Source organism: Pseudoalteromonas sp. M8 (assembly GCF_018141365.1).
Lineage (GTDB): Bacteria > Pseudomonadota > Gammaproteobacteria > Enterobacterales > Alteromonadaceae > Pseudoalteromonas.
Genome location: NZ_CP047239.1, coordinates 932,217 through 950,307 on the forward strand (window position 1 = coordinate 932,217; position 18,091 = coordinate 950,307).

Below are 18,091 nucleotides of genomic sequence, written 5' to 3' on the forward strand. Positions count from 1 at the left end.
CTGCATCTCCCCTTTATTTAAACAAAGTAAAAGCGGCGCTTAAAACTCAAATTCCAATGCGAGTCTAAAGCTATGATCTTTGCCGGATTGGCTGATCTCCGAAATAAAACCCGCTTCCCATTTCAGCTGTTTTTGACCTTCGAATCGATGCAATCCGATAAAACCCGGACCAACACCAAAAAAGTCTTCTCCGACATAGACTTCAATTGCAGGCTGAAAAGCACTATACAAGCGGTAGCGCAGTTGCGCTCTAAACTCAGATTCCCATTCATCCTCAATGTCCTTACCCCACTCCCTCACCAAAAATGCATTCATGGTAAGGCTCGTGCGGCCAAATTCCTTCTCAAATAAAAACCCTGCGGTAGCTTCATAGGCATCGAATTTATGGCGTTTTTCAAGCTCGAACAACATGCCTATATCCGCCCAGTAGCGCCCTTGCTCTACAAATTGCCACCGCGACTCTAGCTCGTAAGCTGCCAAGTCAAAATTGCCCTCATCGTCACGCTCACCTATTGCGTAACCTTCGATGGTCATTGTCTCGGTGAGGCTCCAACCAAGTCCTAAACGCTGTGCCAACACATTCCCTTGCTCGGTTTGGCGAGATAGTAGTCGCCACTCCAACTCACGTTCAAGCGGTAAAACGTATGGATGATAAACTTTGTCCACCACCATACCATCCGCTTTTGCACTAAACGCTACAATCCCAAAGAAACTCACCAGCAGCGCGAGTAAAACATTATTTCGCATGCGCTGTTCTCCAATATGTACATCCCAAGAACGTAATCAACGCGCCTCCAAACCCTGCAAGCGTCGCAGCATTTGGTGTTGCTTCATACCCCACTAATACTCTTAGCACTCGACCAACAACACTGTGTTCGTCCACAATTTGTCGCAAGTCAATTTCAAGTCTGGCGGCACTAATTAAGTCCACTTGAAGCGCCAAGTCCAATGCAATCGACACCTTACTCGCACCGTGTAAAGCCAATAACAATAGCAACAACCAAGGTAAGTGCTTACTCTTCAACCAATCAAGGAAAAAGAAGAGTAGAATAGAAAAGCTCAAACAGATCCCCACACCGAGCGAGGTGCCAATAGCGAGGGTTTGACCATCCGCTGGCTTTGAGTAAGAGAACGCAAAGCTTGCCAAATGGTGCAAATACAGTACCACGGCTAATCCAAAGGCCAAGGCAGCAAGTGCCGTACGTCCGGTGCGTTTTGTTGCAATCATTAAGCAAAATAAACTGAGTAGCAGTCCTATTTGCAATAACTCGAACCCGCGATAATCAAAACTCGAGGCTATTTCTCCACCCAAAAACCATATGCCAAAACAGCCGACTAGCCCCGCACTCAACGCGATGAGTGTCGTTTTAAGTGGTAAAGCAGCATTGGTACATTGTGCTAATAGTACCCAAAGTACAGTTACTGGTAATAATTGGTTCACGCTCACCACCACCGCATTAAGAAGCATTGTTTGGCTCCTTCACGATAACGATACCTTGTGCTGTATTTGGTGAAAATTCACCAAAAAAACTATATTCACCGGGTGCTAGCGGGCCGATATAAATCACACTTTTACGGTTTGGAAAGAGCACTTTTTCACGATTAAGATCAAAACTGTCAAACTCTTCAACCTGAGGGTCTTGATTTTCGATGATGAGCTTTACTTTACGATTTGCAGGAACCTCAACTTGTGCAGGTGTAAACAAATGATTTTTAAGAATAATGGTATAACTTTCTTCCGCCCACAAGGCGAAACTACAGGTCGCCAAAGGCAAACCAAGCGCGAAAGACAGCGAAGAGACCTTAGTCCTTAGCATCCAGCCCCCTCGGTAAATTTACACAAACTCTAAGCCCGCCTAAATGACTACGAGCAAAAGAGATATCTGCATGGTAAATTGTAATTATATGATTGACTATCGCCATTCCTAAACCTGCCCCTTTTTCCCCTGAAGGGTGTTTATCTCCACCAACGCGATAAAATCTGTCAAAAATTCGTTCTATTTCCGCATCCGACATACCACAACCCGAATCATCGATTTGCCATACAACCCGCTGCGCATGCTGCTGAATTTTTACTTCTATGTCACCTTCAATTGGCGTGTATTTAATAGCATTACCAATTAGATTAGAAAATAATGTGGTTAATGTGAACTCACAGCCCTCTAAGGTCGCTTCTGATCCCTCTAAGCTGATATTTTGTGATTTTTGTTCAATTCTCGGGTAACAGTTAGCAATCAAGTCTTGAGTTAATACCACTAAGTCTTGCTGCGCAAATTGCTTATGCCACAGTTCTGGCTCTGTACGCGCTAACGTCAGCATTTGCTCAACCACATGGTTTAGCTGCTCAAGCCCTTTTGACATAGCAATGGCACTGGGATGCTTAGTATCGTGCGTTAAATTATGCAGGTGGATTTTTAAGCTTGCGATCGGCGTTTTTAACTCATGAGCGGCATCGGAAGCAAAATAACGCTCTTTAAGATACGCGACTTCAACTTTTTGAAAGAGGTCATTTAGCGTCGCGATAACGATTGCCACTTCCGCTTTGTCGCTTTGCACTGCCAGCTGCGTAAAGTCTTTGGGGTTACGTCGTCTAAGCTCTCTAGAAAGATCTCGTAAAGGCTTTAACGCCGTATAAATAATCCATGCGATAAACACCGCAAGAAACGGCATAATCACCACCAGCGGCGTCATTGCGGAGACAATCATGCCTTCAGCAAGGGCAAAACGCTTTTGTACCGGCTCTGCTACCAGTATTTGCCTTTCGCCAAACGCTTCACTGAAGGTTCTGAGTCTAGTTGCTCCCACATTTTGGGTGCTAAACCCAGCATGATATTTAAGCTTGTTCTTGTACTTAGCAAGTAACTCACTGCCCGCAACAACTTGATTGTGTTCAAGCACTAAAAAGTAAAATGCGTTGTTACCCGCAGCACTGGGCAAGGTAGTCGCAGTAACTTGAGCATTAACGAGTGTTGCGATGGACTCTAAATGGCTGTCTAATTGTGCTTGTGCCATCGCCATGCTGGAGTGATAACCCCGTAGCAGCGCCATGGATGCAGTCAGCACCAAAGCTGACACTAAAATTAGGGTCAACTTTCTCGTTATTGAAGCACCTCCAAGCGAGCTTCTCGTGCCCACTAAGCCCCCTTGCCAACCACGTAGCCAATGCCACGCAGTGTTTTGATAAATCCATCGGGCATTTTCTTGCGGAGGTGGTGAATATGCACCTCAATAGCATTAGAGCCCAAAGCTTCTCCCCAATCATAGAGCTTAGATTCTAACTGAGTTTTAGACAGCACACGGCCGCTGTTTTCCATCAGCGCCTTGAGTAGCATATATTCTTTACGAGGTAATTCTTGAGCGCTACCACTTACAAGCACCTCGTGACTGGCAAGATCTAACACGACATCGTTGCAGCTCAAGGTGCTGCTAACTTGTTTGGTGAAGCGTCGACCAATCACCCGTAAACGCGCAAACAGTTCTTTTGGCTCAAACGGCTTAGCCAAATAGTCATCAGCCCCTAAATCCAGCCCTGCAATTTTATCATCAAGACTATTTCTCGCCGTTAGAATGAGCACAGCGGTTTGCGATTTGGTTTTTTTTAGCGCCCTGAGTACCGCTAAACCATCTCCGTCGGGTAGACCTAGGTCAAGCACCACCAGCTCAAATTCACCAGATTCAACAAAACTGATTGCTTGTCTTTGCGTCGGCGCATGCTCAATGGCATACCCTTCTTTTTTGAGTGATGCGATAAGCCCCTGTGCCAGTAGCTCATCATCTTCTACAAGTAATAGCCTCATTTATTCCTTCTTTTTAGCTTTTTTTCGACTTTCGCCAGTAGCTGTGCCACTTCTTCTTGACGGTATTCATCGGCTTTTTCTCTACCTGGACGGCTTGGCGCATTCTGCGCTTTTTTTAAGTGCGCAAGTGCGGCACTATAATCACGTTCGTCATATAAAAACTGTGCATAGAAATAGTTTACATCAATTCCTGCCGGATTGATCGCTAATGATTCTTGGAACAGCTTTTTCGCCTTTTTATCGCTGCCAAACCCAATTGGCCAGCCTGGGACCTGAGCATAGAGCGTGCCTAAACTCGTTAATGCAGAACCAGACAGTGCGTTTTTATCAAGTTCAATGGCTTTTTCGAATGAGGCTTTTGCATCTTTGGCAAGACCAAGCGCCCCCAAGCCACCTTTCGCTCCAGCAAAGCTCGACTGCACAATACCACGCCAGATGTAAGCTTCAGCGCGATCTGGATATTGTTCAACAAATGCCACGCACTGCTTAACCAGCTCTTCAAATGCTTTTTCTTGGGCATCGCCCTCGGTTTCATAATTTACCGTTGCCCATTTAGTTTGGACTTGGCTAAGATCATCGTCAAATGCTGCCCAAGCACCTTGACTGAATACCAGTAATGTTGCTGAAGCTAACAAGGTTTTTAGTGCGTTCATCGTAATGACTCCTTAGTGGAAAAAATGGTTTGGATGGTTTTCACTTTTTTGATTAATGCGTTATCAACAAGCTCTGGTAGCAAGCCATTAAGTCTCGCAAAAAACCGTTCAGGAAAACCAATGGCAGCACGTTTGGTGTTGCTATGGAGCAATTTCATAAAGGCTTGTGCGACGACCTCTGGCGAGTCCATCTGATTGCCTAGTGCATGGTTTACAGCTGTCGCGCGGTCGTCATTCATTTCAGTTGTGGTTGCGCGTGGCGCGAGATATTTAACCGCTACTTGGTTATCGAGTTCCCGCGTCAGTGCCTCTGTAAAACCACGCAAACCGAACTTGCTTGCGCAATAACTGCTTTGATATGGAAAGCCGATAGAGCCAAACGCTGAACCTAGGTTAACTATGGTGCCATGACTTGAGATCAGTTGTGGTAAACAGGCTTGACTAACTAGCATGGGCGCCAATAAATTCGTCTCCATCTGCTTTTTTAAGTCAGTTGGTAAAATTTCAGCAAACCCAGCCATGGTGTTAATGCCCGCGTTGTTGACGAGTAAGTCAACCCCACCCATAGTCGCCGCTTTTCTCGCGATTTGTGTCGCAGCGTCCTCAGCGGTGATATCCAAAGCAAGATAATCGTGCTCTCCAGATAACCCCGCTATCACCTGCTTTAATTTTTCGCTGTCCCGACCAATCAGCAAACAACGCCAATTATGCATGGCCAACTGTTTACTAATGGCCCGACCGATCCCCGAGATCCCCCGGTGATAACGGCAAGTTTTGTTGCTTTCATCAACCTACCTCCGCAAATTCAACACCTGAAGGCACCGCTTCAATATTGCGGAATATGTCGCCGTACAAGCGATAAAACTGTTTAGCGCTGTGAATAATGATCGCTTGCTCTTTTTCACAGCTGATCTTGTTCATCAGCCCTGCAAAAAAGTCAATATGCTCAACATCTAACGCGCCATGAGATGTTAAATAGGAAAATGCGCTACGAGGCAGACCAAGTTTATTCGCAATTTGACGAGCTGCATCATCGGCAAGTGCGATGGAAGTGCCCTCAAGCACATTAACCATGCCAAAAAAGCTCAATGGATGTTTACGAGCGATACTGTCGTACGCATAAGACACCATCATTTCAGTTGCGAAGCTTGGCATGCTATGACGTATTACTTCTTTATCCACACCACAGGCGACAATATCATTAAGGATCCACTCTTGGTGTCCCATTTCTTCTTCGATGTAATGCCCTATCGCTTCTCGCAACCATTCTTTACTGTCATCTAGTCTTGCGCCACACGCCATAAGGAGTGGTACTGTGTGCTTTACGTGATGAAACGCCTGCTGTAAAAATGAAACGTATTGGCCTTTGGTGATCTGACCATGAAAAACATCATGAATAATGGGTGCGCTTAGTAGATATTGGCGCGCTTGTTCCGTTTCGGATTGTAGGGTTTGGTAAAAGTTACTCATTGTCGTTTTCCTTTTAAACCGAAGCTACCGGCTCTGCCGCTTCGTATTGATTCTGGGAGTAAAGCGCTGAAATTTGCTGCGCGAAATTAGCTAAAATCACGTCGCGTTTAGGTCTCCCGTTCGCGGTAAGCATGCCGTTACCTACCGAAAAGGCTTCCTCTACGCGCACATAACATTTTATTTGGGCGTAATCAGGGAGTTGCTGGTTGGCAAGCTCAATGGCGTTATCAATCACAGCAGCTGTTAGTTGTGTCGGGGTGTAAATAAGCGCCGTTAAAAATGGCTTGCCATCACCCACCACCACGCATTGCAGTAAAGGTACATAAGCAAGCAAAACGGACTCCGGCCACTCGGGAGAAATATTGCGTCCAAAGCTATTGATCAGAAGATTTTTTAGCCGACCTTCGATGACAAAATGCTGCTCACGCTTGGACACTCTGTCGCCAGTTTTTAACCACGCATCTTGGGCTATCGCTTCGCCGCCTAAGTAACCTAAAAAGTTATTACCTTTGATCTCTAGCTCATCTGCCACAATACGTGCCTGAATATGAGGCAGTAACTTACCAACGCTGCCATCTTGCTCACCAGTATTCAGTGCAACAACAGACCCCGACTCGGAAAGCCCATACCCTTGAAACACAGGTAAGCCCAGCCGTTTAGCTTGCTGTAGCAGTTCAGTGTCAACTTTAGCGCCACCGACCGCAATAAAGCGTAAACTTGCAGGGGGTTGCCACCCTTGCTGTGCAGCGCTTATCAGGCAACGCAGTAGCTCTGGCACTAAAATTAAGCTATTTGGTTGTACTTCACTTATCTTTTGCAGCAACTTTTGTGGATATAGCAACTGGCTCCCCGAAAAGCCTAGCGACGCAAGTTCGGTTACCTCAACCATGCCACCACTGAGTAGCGGCGCATACACACCCGCGATGTTTTCTAGCAACACAGGTAGCGGCAATAAACATAAGTGCTTAGGCCGATTAAGTGCGATGGTTTCGCATAAACTGCTCGCCACGACAAGCTGGTTTTCAACCGACAGACATACGCCTTTTGGTTCGCCTGTTGAACCTGAGGTATAAGTTATCTTTTGCGTTTTAGGAAAATAGATTCCCGTGCTTTCACACCTAGTTTGATATACATAGATTGCTTGACCATAGACATCTAACACCGAATATTCAGCGCTATTTTCAAGCTTGGTATCGCTGATCAACCAGTTTGCTTTTGACTGCTCAAGGGTGTGTTCAACTTGCGCTGTGGTAAAGAAATGAGGTACTGGAATAGACACTTTATTCGCTTGTAATAGTGCAAAATCTACCAATAACCAAGCGATAGAGTTGTCTAGAGAGACCGCAACACTCTCGCCACTCATCACAATAAAGCGCTCAGCCAATGCTTGCGTGTAAGACTTTACCTCAGCAAAAGTGAGACGAGTTTGCCCTTGTTGTAAAATCACATCACTGTCTTGATGTGGCAGTTTTTTTAAGAAATCACACATATAAAAATGCCTCTTTTAAGCTCGCGACTTCCACCTCGAGTCCTTGTAGTAAGTGTTGATACATTTCAGTGTTTGTGATCACCTGCTGGGCTTGATGTAAATCGACCGAACAAACCATGGGAGCACATTGGTAATAGCTGCCATAATCTTTGGCTGAGGCGATAGTGCCGTGTGCCAAAGAAATCTTGTTAACCTCGACTTGGCATAACTTCATCAATGCACGCACTTGTTTGGTTGCCGTAAACACCAAGTAGCGGATGTCACTCTCAAGCAGTGCTTGAGTCAGTACAATGAAGTGGCTTAACGTTGCCATTCGGCCGGTTGAGAACAAATTGCCAAGTTCTGCGATATGATTACGCTCTGAAACCGTTGAGAGGCACTGCTCTACCGCACGATTAAGATACTGCTCCACAAATAATGCGTCTTTGGCTGCAAATCTAAGACCTAAAAAGCAATCGCTTTGGCGGTAGTTTAAATGGCTTAAAAGGGGATAATACTCATGAATGTCAGCGCCAAAAGCATTGGCAAAACCACTGTGGATAGCGTGCTCCAATTCAGCGCGCGCACCGCAAGTCTTGTTTGCCCATCTAAGACGACTTTGTGAGTTTGTTGCTTGTAGTGCTTCACCCATCGTTTTCACACCTTTCCTGTTCTGATGTAAAAACTTTAAAAAGCGAAAATTAAGAAAACCTTAAGCTTGAAAAAAGGGAGGAAAAATTTTTCTAGATACGCATTCCAGTTTTAAAACGCTTGCTTTCGGCTAATCACAAATACGGCAACGAGCGAGACCAAAATAAACAGTGCGGCGAGTAAAAAGGTCAGTGAAAATGCCATATTCAGCTGTGCAGGGCTTGCCAAGGTCGCACTCTTGACCTGCAACAACACGCTAAATACACCACCAAGTAATGAGGCTCCGGTCATTAGCCCTAAGTTTTTACATAAATTAATGAGCCCTGATCCCATGCCCTTTTCTTTTTCGGCTACTGTCGTCATCACAAAGGTATGGTGAGCCGCTAGAAACAACTGCCTTCCGGGAGTTAACACAAATAACGCGACAACATAGCCATAAAGTCCAAATAATGAAGGTAGGATTGCAAAGCTAATTGTCCCAATGAGGATCATCAGCAAGCCCAAAAACATGGCAAACGCGATGCCAAAATGATCAACCACCTCGCCTGACGGATAACCAGCGACAGCAGCAATACAAGGTCCGATAGACACAATAAGACCAACCGTAACCGGGCTTAGCCCTAACGCATAAGTGAGATAAAAAGGCCCGACAACTAATGTCGACATCGCGATGGCGTCAACTATAAAGCTCACGATTAACGAGGTGTTGCGTAGCTTGTGTTTCAGAAAAGCCAAACTCACAAGTGGAAATTGAGCACGCTTTTGGCTTTGTACAAAACAGTAGATAAAAGCCACTGAAAATAAGAAAAATACGCTATGCAAGACAAGACTAAACGAACTACTCGATGGCATAGCCAACACATAAAATAGGCATGACGCCGACAGCCACACGCTTCCAATAACATCAAAACGCTGCGGCTCAGGTGGATTTGCGACATCATCAGGCAGAAATCTTGCTATTAAAAAGTAAGCTGCACCACCAAGCAATATCATCAACCAAAAAGTGAACTGCCATGATAACCACTCTAGCATTGCGCCACTTAGCAATGGCCCCAGTGCCGTGCCAATCGCAGCGGTAGTACCGAGTAGCCCCATTGCAAGTCCAACTTTACGCCTTGGCATCGCAACGCTTGCCAGTGCAAATACTTGAGATAATAACAGCGCAGCGCCAATGCCTTGGAACAGCCTAGCAGCAATCAGCATCCAAAGATTTACGCTCAGTCCAGCGACAATGGAACCCACACAAAAGACGCTGATTCCAATGCGAAGCGCCCTTTTTCGGCCAACGCTATCTCCAACAGCGCCAGCACCAAGAATAAACGCGGTAAGCGAAAGCAAATATGCCACAACGACCCAATTCACCAATGCCTGCCCCACGCCAAACTCCTCAGCAAGTGTTGGCAACAAGACATTGATACTACTCATGCCAAGCGTTGGCAAAATGAGTACCACAGCCAAGCTGAACAACACCCGCTTTTGTCCGGCTCCCAGCGCAGTTTGATCCTCTGTATTTACCGTATCTTCTAACATGCGTTACCACTCCTACCATTGCGCCATGCTAATAAGAGGTGACTGTACTACTTCAAGTGAACTTGAGGTCAAGCGTGTGGTTAGGTTAGAAGCTTGATTGGATTAACAGCAAAGCCTTAGATAGTTTTAGCGAATCGAAAGCCAGTAACTTAACGTGCTGAGCAGCAGTGATTGGATCGCCGGCACAGCACTTTGATTATTAGATCCCTAAAACCTTGTCGCTATGTTATTTATCACATTTTCAAACTGTAATTGTTGTCCAAAAACCTCTATTTTATGAATTACTTGCGCTTCAAGAACAAACGCTATCCCGTGTGTTTCCTCTTTGTTGTAACTACTAAATATCGTAATTTCTTGAATAGATTTTTGTTGGACATTCTGTATTTGATAGGTGCTTGCGACCTCTTCTGAAAGTATCTTGAGCCAAGCAGGCAATTTCATTCTTGAATCGACCTCAAATAAACTCCGTACAAATTGATGTTCATGCCCAGATAAATCAACAGCAGGTACAAACTTTTGCGGATCTAAAGTTTCGTGAAGTAATTCACTGTCTTTAAACGCCAACACTAACGTTTCAGACACATGCGAAATAGTGATAGGTGAGTCAACATTTAACTTGACGACCTTCGATAAGATAAGCTCTTGAGCGCTAACCTGCATGCCCCAAAGCAATAGAAAAGTTGCAAATATCATCCTTATCATGCGTTGTTCCTTTCAATTTATTTTATGTGATTGCCGCAAAGCGATTTAGCTTTCAGAGATCTCCTTGCAAGCAACTCGCTTTTGATTGCATAAACGGCAAATAGCCTAGAGCACGTAAATTAACTTTACCTTAGTGCTGTTACCTCACAAACTTGATTGCACCAGTCACATTTCTTATCAATCATATTTCCCAGCTAATTTGCAATATTTTTGGCGTCATAGCATGACAATAACCATTTGTTTTTATTTATTTTAATCTGGTGAGCGTGCAGATATTTTTGAGGGAGCGAGCATCGTATGAAAATAGGTACATTCATTGATGCATTGAAAAGAAAGTTTCAGTATGATGATTTATTGGCCACTTTGGAAATAATAACAATATAATAAATAAGGAATAATGATGAAATACCTTGCCATTTTTTTGCTCATGTTTACCTCTTTTCAGAACCATGCGGTTGTCAAAAGACATGATGTTGACCCTGACTTGTATAAGGTTAACAGCATTCCGCAGTTTTATGTTGATATGCCATTTCAAGGCGGTTCGGTGTTAATCGATAAGCATTGGTTATTGGCACCAGCTCACGTCATTTATACGTTTATGTATGACTACCAAGACAAACCTATCATGGTACATGGCGTTGAAAATCAAATCGCACAAATCATTATTCACCCGGATTACAAAAAGGTAGAAGGTGATTGGAGTGAAGGCGACCCGGCACCGCTTATGGAGCAGCTAAATAACGCCAAAGACATTGCGTTAATTCGCTTAAGTAAGCCTGTGACACACATTCAACCCATCGCTATATATGAGGGAAATGAAGAGTTAGGCATGGAAATAACCGGGTTTGGTCGCGGCGCTATCGGAACGGGAATAACGGGTGAAGAGCACGACTCTGAGGGACCAAGCTTAACTACCTATGCATGGTACCAAGTCACCAAATTTTTCTCAGATTGGGCTTTCACTCAAGACGACTATCAAATGCATGTTTACAACAACGTGATCACAGAAGCAAAAGCACACTGGCTCAGATTTACCTTCGAACAAGGAACCGATGCGCTACCGTTAGAAGGCACTATAGGCTCAGGAGATAGCGGCGGCGCAGCAATCATTTATCAAGGCTCAACTCCGGTATTGGTTGGATTAGCTGCATGGAGAGAAATTGAAGGCGATTTGGAAAATTATACTTTAGGAAAATACGGTTCAACCGCAGTATTAACGCGTGTATCTTATTACCAAGATTGGATAAATAAGCATATCAATAAAGGCCAGTAGCAGGTAAAGCGCGTCTAAAAAGCAAACCATAAGGCGGTTGCTAAATTTACGAAGGTAATAAGGTATGTTGATCGTTGTGATAAAACAGCCACTGCGACTAAAAGCTTACAGGAATGGTTTGCCAAGTAGTGACAAGTCTTTGTTAAATTTAAGCTTGTCTCTGCTTCCCTTTGAGCTTTAATAAACAATAGCAAGCTAAATGATAGGCTCTTTGGCGTCATTGTATTGTAGTTTATCATTTACAGCCTCATTCTGCTCCAATACATCATGTCTAAAGTACCTAGCCGACAGCACTTTTCTATTGGCAACACCCAGCTTGTCGTAAATGTTTCCACAATGAAACTTCACGGTATTTGATGAAACATGCAGCTCAAATGCAATGTCTTTATAGGACTTCCCTGATAATAAAAGTAGTAATACATCACGCTCTCGGCTTGATAATTTAGAAAAACAGCAAGACATACCCACCTCCTTGATCACATAAAAATTACCTTTAAACTCAACATTAACATTCAAATGCTTTCACCTCAATAAAAACAACCCTTCATTTACTTTCATATTGATAGCAGCTGTTATCTGAAGCGGTATACATCAAACAATTTTCAGCGCAACAGCATCACTCGCAACTCCTCAGCAGCTATAACCATTTGGCAAAAGTTGGTCGCCTCAAAACTACCCACTTAGATAGTTTCATTTAACTTACGTACTGATAAATTAAAAGTTCAGCATTAAGGTACAAAAGTAAACATTATTAACTTTTAAGGCCAATAAGAGCTGATTGATATGACAACGTCACTACGAATGAATTACGAAGTAATGCCTCCAGACATAGACTTCTGTAATTCGAGATATTAATAACAATCTTTTACAAGGAAAGCTCATGATAGAAAAAAGTAATTTATTCAACCAACTACAACAACACGAGGGAAAGGTAACAGAAAGCCCACTAGTGACTAAGCTACTAGAGCCTGAAGTATTACCTTCCATTTCAGGTGGAAACTACGCCCAGTGTGGTGGCTCAAATCCTGGCTATGGACAAAATGGAGGAAGTTACGACCAGAGAAATGATGGGAGTGGTTACACTCAAGGTTCTGGAAGTTACAGCCAGCGCTGTTCATAAGTATAAATCTATGCCCATGTAATGCAAAAGCATGGGCTACTTTTAGCCTAAAAATAGAAAGAGATAATAATGCTAAAGTCTATAGATAGATTGCAGGTTATATTAAAAGTATCTGAAAGATGTAATTTAGCATGTACATATTGCTATTATTTTTTTGGTGGCGATGATTCTTACAAAGATAGACCTGCATTAATTTCAGGCAAAACCGTTGATGACTTAATTGACTTCCTCCTTCGTTCATTAAAAGAAATAAAGATTTCTGTTATCGAGATAGCTTTACATGGTGGGGAGCCTTTGATGCTCCCGCTTAAAAAGTTTTCAGATTTATGTGAAAAACTAAGTAAAGGGCTGTCTGAGCATACCCAGTTGAAGTTATCAGTACAAACTAATGTAACTCTAGTTACTGAAGAGTGGATTACGCTCTTCGAGAAATATCAGGTGAGTCCAGGCTTAAGTATTGATGGCCCAAAGAGCTTCAATGATAAATTCAGAATCGACCACAATGGTAAAGGCTCTTATGACAAAATAAAGGCGGGCACTGAACTTATAACCAAGGCGGCCTCCGAAGGACGACTTACTCAGCCTGGTGTCATTAGCGTATTAAATGGCACCTTTGACTATAAAAAAATCACTGAGCACTTAGTTGAAGATTTAAATATAAAAAATTTAAGCTTCTTATTCCCAGATATAAGTCATGACGACCCATTCCCTAACAATACAACAATCAATGATTATAAAAAAGCAGTGCTCGATATTTTTAATCTTTGGAGAGAAACTAATAATTTTTCAACACGTCAAATTGAAGACAAATTTAGAATATTTCAAAAGAGGGAAGGAGGAGACAATAGACCATATGATCGAAAAGAAATAATAAACAATCAAATAATTTGTATTCAATCAGATGGAACGATAACCATTGATGATTCATTCATTCCAACGAGTGAATGGCGAAAAATGGCGCCAACAAGCAACGTAAAAGAAACCACATTAAGATCATTTTTGGAACACGAAATTTTTAAAGAGATAGATAAAATTTACAAAGAAACACCTGAAGGCTGTAAAGACTGTGTATGGGAGAAGCTCTGCAGAGGCGGAGACTTAGAAAATAGATACAGTAAAAACAACGGGTTTAATAACCCATCCGTGTTTTGCGAGGCAATAAGTGCATTATATTTTGAAATTACTCAGCATTTAGTCTCCAATGGCTATCCTAAAGATGAAATCCTTAAAATTATAGAAGGGAAGTAAAATGATTAAGATTTTTATATTTTTTAGTTCGATGATACTTTCATTCTCTAGTTTCGCAAAAGAGAGCTGTACTTTTCCTGTAAAGTTAATACTTAAACAAAGCCCAAAAGGATTGCAGGTCGAATATCGAGCTAGCAAACCTTACACTGCATTGAAACTCAACGCATCGAAAGAAACAGAATCTGCATTTTTAAATATTAACCAGAGGGAAAATATAGCTCATCATAGTAGTAACATAGTTCTAATGAATGATAAAGGCTTAACTACCTCATTCCTTCTATCCCCCTTAAATAAGTATATTAACGCAACATACGCGCCATACGTGAATTTAGGAGACTCTCATGGCGTATTCATGACCGCAATCACTCCAATTGCAATGAAAATAAAGCCAGATGACGAATGGGAAAGTTTAGAAGAAAATTGCATCACTTTTTTCGCAGAAAAAGACAAAAAACTGGTAAGTGTAGAGAAGAAAAATAACTTTTTAATATTTAACTTTAACGAAGAATCAGTGCTCGTCAGTAAGAAAAGTAAATTCAACTTCATCTTCAATGATAATCTACCACAATGGTTAAGTGATCTGATAACTGAAAATTTCAAAAAGTTTCACAGTTATTACAGTAAAGAATTAGCACTATCAAATGATAAAAAGTTAACCATTGTTGCAAGCTTCGAGAGTCCAGAGTCTGATTTTTATGATGGCGGGGTGCATAATGGTAACACTTTTGTCTTAAGGTTTGGTGGTAAACGTTACCTCAACTTTAGCCCTGCTATTGCTCAACACCTAGAACAATTTATCGCTCACGAAGTATTCCATATTTGGACAAGTAATGACAGTCATGAACCTCACTGGCTTAGCGAAGGTGGTGCTGAATTCGCAGCAAATATAGCCAAGCTCAATTTAAAGCTCATCGATAGGGAGCAGTTTGACACACAAAATAATCTTCAAAAGCTCACCTGTTCGCTTGAGCATAGCTATAAGGTAATACCGGGAACGCAGTATTGGCCAGGCCGCTATAGCTGCGGACATGCATTTTTACATCACTTAATTGGGGAAAAACAATTTTTTCACTACTGGCGACAAAAACTTCTTAACACTCGAGAAAATAGTCTCAATCACTTCGTGAGTAATATATCTCCTGAAAGTAAAACGGCGTTAGGTGCGCTCACTTCTGGCAACTCAACTCCCCCACCCGAAGAAGCGATAATAAAAAGCTATCAGCAGCTAATCGGTGAAATAATAATTAATAAATCCACTCCTAACCACATATTAAAAAAAGCAATTTTTAGGCATTTTATGACGTCGGCATGTGATGGCTTTTTTTCATTCGAAACTCGCGAAGAGCGAGTAAGAATATACCAACATTCCAGTTGTCCATCGAGTTTCGAAAAAGCAAACGGATACATCGAAAAGATAAATTCGCTGGATATTCGAAGCGACGGATATTTGCTTTTAGATAGCTATAATAAGTCATGCTCTACGAGAGGTGTCCTAACTGTTGAAGGGAAAGAATTTTCTGCAGATTTACCATGCAAATTTTCACCTTCTATCTTTAAGAACTTTCGAATCCAATAAAAACAACAAAATAATGGAAGAACACAAATGATATTGCATGTACTAGCCCCCCCTCATACCGTAACAACAAATCAGGACTATCTGTTTTGCGCCTTCACGCAAAAAGTCGTCAAATTCTGCAAAATGATGAAACCTTTTTTTAAGATCATTCATTATGGTCATGAACGATCAGAGGTTGACTGCCATGAACATGTAACGGTGACGACCGACGACATTTTAACTAAAGCATACGGCGGTAAAAGTTGGCAAGATAGTTATTGCAATCACAGCACATTGGACATCGCTCATCATAAATTTAAACAAAATGTTCAACGAGAACTAGAAATTAGAGTTGAAGCTGGAGACGCTATTTTATGCTTTTGGGGTAATAGTATGGAAGAAGCGGTATCCATATTCGAGGAAAAATGTTTCATCATAGAACCAGGCATCGGCTACGATGGCAAGGGATGCTTTGCTCCTTTTAAAATATTCGAGTCATATGCTCATATGAGCTATGTTTACGGTCAATTGGGGATAACACATCCCAAACGTTACGACGCAGTAATACCAAACTATTTTGATTGTGATGATTTCGAATACTGTGAAGCTAAAGATAACTATTTTTTATATCTTGGTAGGATGGATCCCAATAAAGGTTTAGTAATAGCTGTTGAAGCAACGAGAAAAGCCAACGCTAAGCTTATTGTCGCAGGTCCGGGAGATATCAATCACCTAAGTTATAAAACAATTCCAAGCCATGTTGAGTTTGTGGGTTATGCTGATTTAAATAAAAGAAAGCATTTACTTAAAAAGGCCAAAGCTCTCTTTCTGCCAACTATTGTTCTTGAAGTGTTTGGGGGCGTTATGATCGAAGCCATGTTGAGTGGTACACCTGTAATTTCTAGTGATTGGGGCGGCATTCCAGAAAATAATCTACATGGCCTCACAGGATTTAGGTGTCGTAACGAAGAGCAGTTTTACTGGGCAACCAAAAATATAGATAAAATTTCTTCAAAACATTGTAGAGAATGGGCTGAAAACAACTACTCAATGGAACGCGTTGCAAAAATGTATTCAAGCTACTTAATAAGTCTAAAAAGAAACTTTAGACATCAAACTAGAGAGCAAACGTTGCAACAAGATTACTCAGAGTTAGCAGAATTAGACTGGCTTAATAAGTACTATCCAGCGATAGAGTCATAAGTTAAGCCTAACCAATTTAACTTAATCTTGACTTCGGATAAGAATTTAAAAAATCAAAGGAACGAATAGCTCACTTCCTGACCAGTTCATTCGACCAAAAGAAACGAGCGTGAATAAGTTAGTTGAAACCTATTGCGAGGGTCTGTCACGTCATTCGCGCCAAGAGAAATAAGGTATTTGAAAGCATTGCTCAGGATAGCAAAGGCACCATGGTCTGATCGTTTAGATTTACACTGCATTTGATCGTCAATCACATAGGTGAAATTGTGGCGTTGAAGCTAACAAATGTAGATGATCGAAAGCTGGTGACAGAAATGGCCTACACGCTCTTTCGCAAGCTCTACGGTTACAGAAGTTACAATGTAGGGTTTGTTCAGATGAGTTGGTTAAGATAAACGCTAACTTTTCTATATTAGCTTTTGGTTCATTCCTTGAACTTTGCAACTCAGGTAAGCAAATTTAAAGCGGGATTAAAGGCAGATACATGCCTTGTCATTTGCTTTAATGTTGAAGTTTATGAGTCTTAAGACTGCCTATTGATGAAACGTTCAGCACGCGCAAAGAGCTTGTCACACTTATCTTTCTGCTCGCTATACTCAACCGTATCTTCCGCAAGAGCATCAAGTACTTCTTTTGCTTGACGATATTCACCTACCACTTGTTCAAGTTTACCTTCAAAATCCTCTTTCCGTGTTTTTTTACTACTTTGTCTTCTTGGTCTAGCCATAACTCACTTCTCTTTAAATCAAAGCCCCAATAATTTCTTTCGCTCTCGTTCAGACAGAATATCTTCGATTTTTCTTCTTACAACGTGAATATTATTTGACTTACTTTTATCAAGAGCCGCGTCTTCGCCACTCTTTTTTTTCGACTGCCTTTTCAATTTAAAATCCTACCTCTCAAAACAAAATAATATGAACGAAAACGCATAAAACTCCCTTTCTATGTGAGTTAAAAAACGCACATCGATTAAATGGAGTTTTATGAAATTATGGTGTTAATATTGAAATGGACTTTTACTTTGAGAGATGGATATTGACTGGAAGTCCTCTCCAGTCTATTCGCCACTTATACTAAAGTAACGTTAGCAGCATTTGGACCTTTAGCCCCTTGCTCAACATCAAAGGCCACTTTTTGACCTTCATTCAGTGTTTTAAAGCCTTCGCTTACAATTGATTTAAAGTGAACAAAAACATCTGGACTACCATTTTCTGGTGTAATAAAGCCAAAACCTTTTAACTCATTAAACCATTTTACTGAACCTAAAATCCTGCTAGACATATATACCTCGATATATTAAAAAATATTAGTTACTAAGTATGTAATAAAGGAAAAGATATCGCAGAGCATATATGACGAACTGGTTCGAAAGGAAACTGAGAAGAACTTGAACTAAATGTTACATTAATAGGTAACTTATT

The 18,091-nt window shown here is 41.8% G+C and carries 20 protein-coding genes and 1 pseudogene; 6 read left to right on the top strand and 15 right to left on the bottom strand.

Features of this window, described 5'->3' with window-relative positions:
* Positions 1-39: 39 nt before the first annotated feature.
* The 12 genes from GSF13_RS03765 to GSF13_RS03820 all read right to left on the bottom strand — a co-directional run bounded on the left by GSF13_RS03765 (position 40) and on the right by GSF13_RS03820 (position 10,271).
* On the bottom strand, positions 40-747 hold the full coding sequence (locus GSF13_RS03765; protein WP_174169585.1) for a hypothetical protein: 708 nt from the start codon (positions 745-747) through the stop codon (positions 40-42).
* On the bottom strand, positions 737-1,468 hold the full coding sequence (locus tag GSF13_RS03770; RefSeq protein WP_102058325.1) for a hypothetical protein: 732 nt from the start codon (positions 1,466-1,468) through the stop codon (positions 737-739). The genes GSF13_RS03765 and GSF13_RS03770 overlap by 11 nt, the downstream gene beginning before the upstream one ends.
* Complete coding sequence (locus tag GSF13_RS03775; protein ID WP_010603824.1) at positions 1,458-1,817, bottom strand: cupredoxin domain-containing protein; 360 nt, start codon at positions 1,815-1,817, stop codon at positions 1,458-1,460. The genes GSF13_RS03770 and GSF13_RS03775 overlap by 11 nt, the downstream gene beginning before the upstream one ends.
* Positions 1,804-3,135, bottom strand: coding sequence for an ATP-binding protein (locus tag GSF13_RS03780; RefSeq protein WP_174169586.1), 1,332 nt, complete (start codon positions 3,133-3,135; stop codon positions 1,804-1,806). Before GSF13_RS03780 ends, GSF13_RS03775 begins: the two co-directional genes overlap by 14 nt.
* The gene (locus tag GSF13_RS03785) at positions 3,135-3,797 is read right to left on the bottom strand and encodes a response regulator (RefSeq protein WP_010603826.1); all 663 of its coding nucleotides are present in this window, start codon (positions 3,795-3,797) and stop codon (positions 3,135-3,137) included. Before GSF13_RS03785 ends, GSF13_RS03780 begins: the two co-directional genes overlap by 1 nt.
* Positions 3,794-4,450: a hypothetical protein gene (locus GSF13_RS03790; RefSeq protein ID WP_010603827.1), complete on the bottom strand. Its 657-nt coding sequence runs from the start codon at positions 4,448-4,450 to the stop codon at positions 3,794-3,796. The genes GSF13_RS03785 and GSF13_RS03790 overlap by 4 nt, the downstream gene beginning before the upstream one ends.
* The gene (locus GSF13_RS03795; RefSeq protein ID WP_211865225.1) at positions 4,447-5,163 is read right to left on the bottom strand and encodes an SDR family oxidoreductase; all 717 of its coding nucleotides are present in this window, start codon (positions 5,161-5,163) and stop codon (positions 4,447-4,449) included. The genes GSF13_RS03790 and GSF13_RS03795 overlap by 4 nt, the downstream gene beginning before the upstream one ends.
* Before the next feature lie 73 nt (positions 5,164-5,236).
* A complete protein-coding gene (locus tag GSF13_RS03800; RefSeq protein ID WP_211865227.1) occupies positions 5,237-5,920 on the bottom strand; it encodes an iron-containing redox enzyme family protein in 684 nt (227 codons plus the stop codon).
* 13 nt (positions 5,921-5,933) lie between these two features.
* Positions 5,934-7,409, bottom strand: coding sequence for an AMP-binding protein (locus GSF13_RS03805; protein ID WP_206472389.1), 1,476 nt, complete (start codon positions 7,407-7,409; stop codon positions 5,934-5,936).
* Positions 7,402-8,040 carry a thermostable hemolysin gene (locus GSF13_RS03810; protein WP_211865229.1) on the bottom strand — a complete coding sequence of 213 codons (639 nt, stop codon included), beginning with the start codon at positions 8,038-8,040 and terminating at the stop codon, positions 7,402-7,404. The genes GSF13_RS03805 and GSF13_RS03810 overlap by 8 nt, the downstream gene beginning before the upstream one ends.
* Before the next feature lie 110 nt (positions 8,041-8,150).
* A complete protein-coding gene (locus tag GSF13_RS03815) occupies positions 8,151-9,569 on the bottom strand; it encodes an MFS transporter (RefSeq protein ID WP_211865231.1) in 1,419 nt (472 codons plus the stop codon).
* 207 nt (positions 9,570-9,776) lie between these two features.
* Entirely contained in the window at positions 9,777-10,271 is a 495-nt protein-coding gene (locus GSF13_RS03820) for a hypothetical protein (protein WP_211865233.1), read from the bottom strand.
* Between the two features lie 397 nt (positions 10,272-10,668).
* Between GSF13_RS03820 and GSF13_RS03825 the strand changes: the two genes are divergently transcribed.
* A complete protein-coding gene (locus GSF13_RS03825; RefSeq protein WP_249122631.1) occupies positions 10,669-11,544 on the top strand; it encodes a trypsin-like serine protease in 876 nt (291 codons plus the stop codon).
* Positions 11,545-11,739: 195 nt separating this feature from the next.
* Here GSF13_RS03825 and GSF13_RS03830 read toward each other — a convergent pair whose 3' ends face one another.
* Positions 11,740-12,006 (bottom strand): LuxR C-terminal-related transcriptional regulator, encoded by a 267-nt coding sequence (locus tag GSF13_RS03830; RefSeq protein WP_211865235.1) that lies wholly within the window; start codon positions 12,004-12,006, stop codon positions 11,740-11,742.
* A gap of 418 nt (positions 12,007-12,424) precedes the next feature.
* On the opposite strand from GSF13_RS03830, the gene GSF13_RS03835 reads away from it, so the two are divergent.
* The 5 genes and pseudogenes from GSF13_RS03835 to GSF13_RS24570 form a co-directional block, all read left to right on the top strand.
* Complete coding sequence (locus GSF13_RS03835; RefSeq protein WP_010603836.1) at positions 12,425-12,664, top strand: hypothetical protein; 240 nt, start codon at positions 12,425-12,427, stop codon at positions 12,662-12,664.
* A 69-nt stretch (positions 12,665-12,733) separates the two neighbouring features.
* On the top strand, positions 12,734-13,912 hold the full coding sequence (locus GSF13_RS03840) for a radical SAM protein (protein WP_010603837.1): 1,179 nt from the start codon (positions 12,734-12,736) through the stop codon (positions 13,910-13,912).
* A 1-nt stretch (position 13,913) separates the two neighbouring features.
* A complete protein-coding gene (locus GSF13_RS03845; protein WP_211865237.1) occupies positions 13,914-15,488 on the top strand; it encodes a hypothetical protein in 1,575 nt (524 codons plus the stop codon).
* Between the two features lie 27 nt (positions 15,489-15,515).
* A complete protein-coding gene (locus GSF13_RS03850) occupies positions 15,516-16,670 on the top strand; it encodes a glycosyltransferase (RefSeq protein WP_211865239.1) in 1,155 nt (384 codons plus the stop codon).
* Positions 16,671-16,810: 140 nt separating this feature from the next.
* A pseudogene (locus GSF13_RS24570) lies at positions 16,811-16,972 on the top strand (transposase); the annotation flags it as partial.
* 221 nt (positions 16,973-17,193) lie between these two features.
* Here GSF13_RS24570 and GSF13_RS03860 read toward each other — a convergent pair.
* Both GSF13_RS03860 and GSF13_RS03865 read right to left on the bottom strand, forming a co-directional pair.
* Complete coding sequence (locus GSF13_RS03860) at positions 17,194-17,397, bottom strand: hypothetical protein (protein ID WP_102058312.1); 204 nt, start codon at positions 17,395-17,397, stop codon at positions 17,194-17,196.
* Positions 17,398-17,738: 341 nt separating this feature from the next.
* Complete coding sequence (locus GSF13_RS03865) at positions 17,739-17,951, bottom strand: cold-shock protein (RefSeq protein WP_211865241.1); 213 nt, start codon at positions 17,949-17,951, stop codon at positions 17,739-17,741.
* Positions 17,952-18,091: the final 140 nt, after the last annotated feature.

Coding starts and splice junctions, on each gene's coding strand:
- GSF13_RS03785 (WP_010603826.1), bottom strand. CDS start 3,797: ATGAGGCTATTACTTGTAGAAGATGATGAGCTACTGGCACAGGGGCTT.
- GSF13_RS03860 (WP_102058312.1), bottom strand. CDS start 17,397: ATGGCTAGACCAAGAAGACAAAGTAGTAAAAAAACACGGAAAGAGGAT.
- GSF13_RS03815 (WP_211865231.1), bottom strand. CDS start 9,569: ATGTTAGAAGATACGGTAAATACAGAGGATCAAACTGCGCTGGGAGCC.
- GSF13_RS03840 (WP_010603837.1), top strand. CDS start 12,734: ATGCTAAAGTCTATAGATAGATTGCAGGTTATATTAAAAGTATCTGAA.
- GSF13_RS03820 (WP_211865233.1), bottom strand. CDS start 10,271: ATGATAAGGATGATATTTGCAACTTTTCTATTGCTTTGGGGCATGCAG.
- GSF13_RS03810 (WP_211865229.1), bottom strand. CDS start 8,040: ATGGGTGAAGCACTACAAGCAACAAACTCACAAAGTCGTCTTAGATGG.
- GSF13_RS03765 (WP_174169585.1), bottom strand. CDS start 747: ATGCGAAATAATGTTTTACTCGCGCTGCTGGTGAGTTTCTTTGGGATT.
- GSF13_RS03775 (WP_010603824.1), bottom strand. CDS start 1,817: ATGCTAAGGACTAAGGTCTCTTCGCTGTCTTTCGCGCTTGGTTTGCCT.
- GSF13_RS03865 (WP_211865241.1), bottom strand. CDS start 17,951: ATGTCTAGCAGGATTTTAGGTTCAGTAAAATGGTTTAATGAGTTAAAA.
- GSF13_RS03850 (WP_211865239.1), top strand. CDS start 15,516: ATGATATTGCATGTACTAGCCCCCCCTCATACCGTAACAACAAATCAG.
- GSF13_RS03845 (WP_211865237.1), top strand. CDS start 13,914: ATGATTAAGATTTTTATATTTTTTAGTTCGATGATACTTTCATTCTCT.
- GSF13_RS03830 (WP_211865235.1), bottom strand. CDS start 12,006: ATGTCTTGCTGTTTTTCTAAATTATCAAGCCGAGAGCGTGATGTATTA.
- GSF13_RS03805 (WP_206472389.1), bottom strand. CDS start 7,409: ATGTGTGATTTCTTAAAAAAACTGCCACATCAAGACAGTGATGTGATT.
- GSF13_RS03835 (WP_010603836.1), top strand. CDS start 12,425: ATGATAGAAAAAAGTAATTTATTCAACCAACTACAACAACACGAGGGA.
- GSF13_RS03790 (WP_010603827.1), bottom strand. CDS start 4,450: ATGAACGCACTAAAAACCTTGTTAGCTTCAGCAACATTACTGGTATTC.
- GSF13_RS03770 (WP_102058325.1), bottom strand. CDS start 1,468: ATGCTTCTTAATGCGGTGGTGGTGAGCGTGAACCAATTATTACCAGTA.
- GSF13_RS03825 (WP_249122631.1), top strand. CDS start 10,669: ATGATGAAATACCTTGCCATTTTTTTGCTCATGTTTACCTCTTTTCAG.
- GSF13_RS03800 (WP_211865227.1), bottom strand. CDS start 5,920: ATGAGTAACTTTTACCAAACCCTACAATCCGAAACGGAACAAGCGCGC.
- GSF13_RS03795 (WP_211865225.1), bottom strand. CDS start 5,163: ATGCATAATTGGCGTTGTTTGCTGATTGGTCGGGACAGCGAAAAATTA.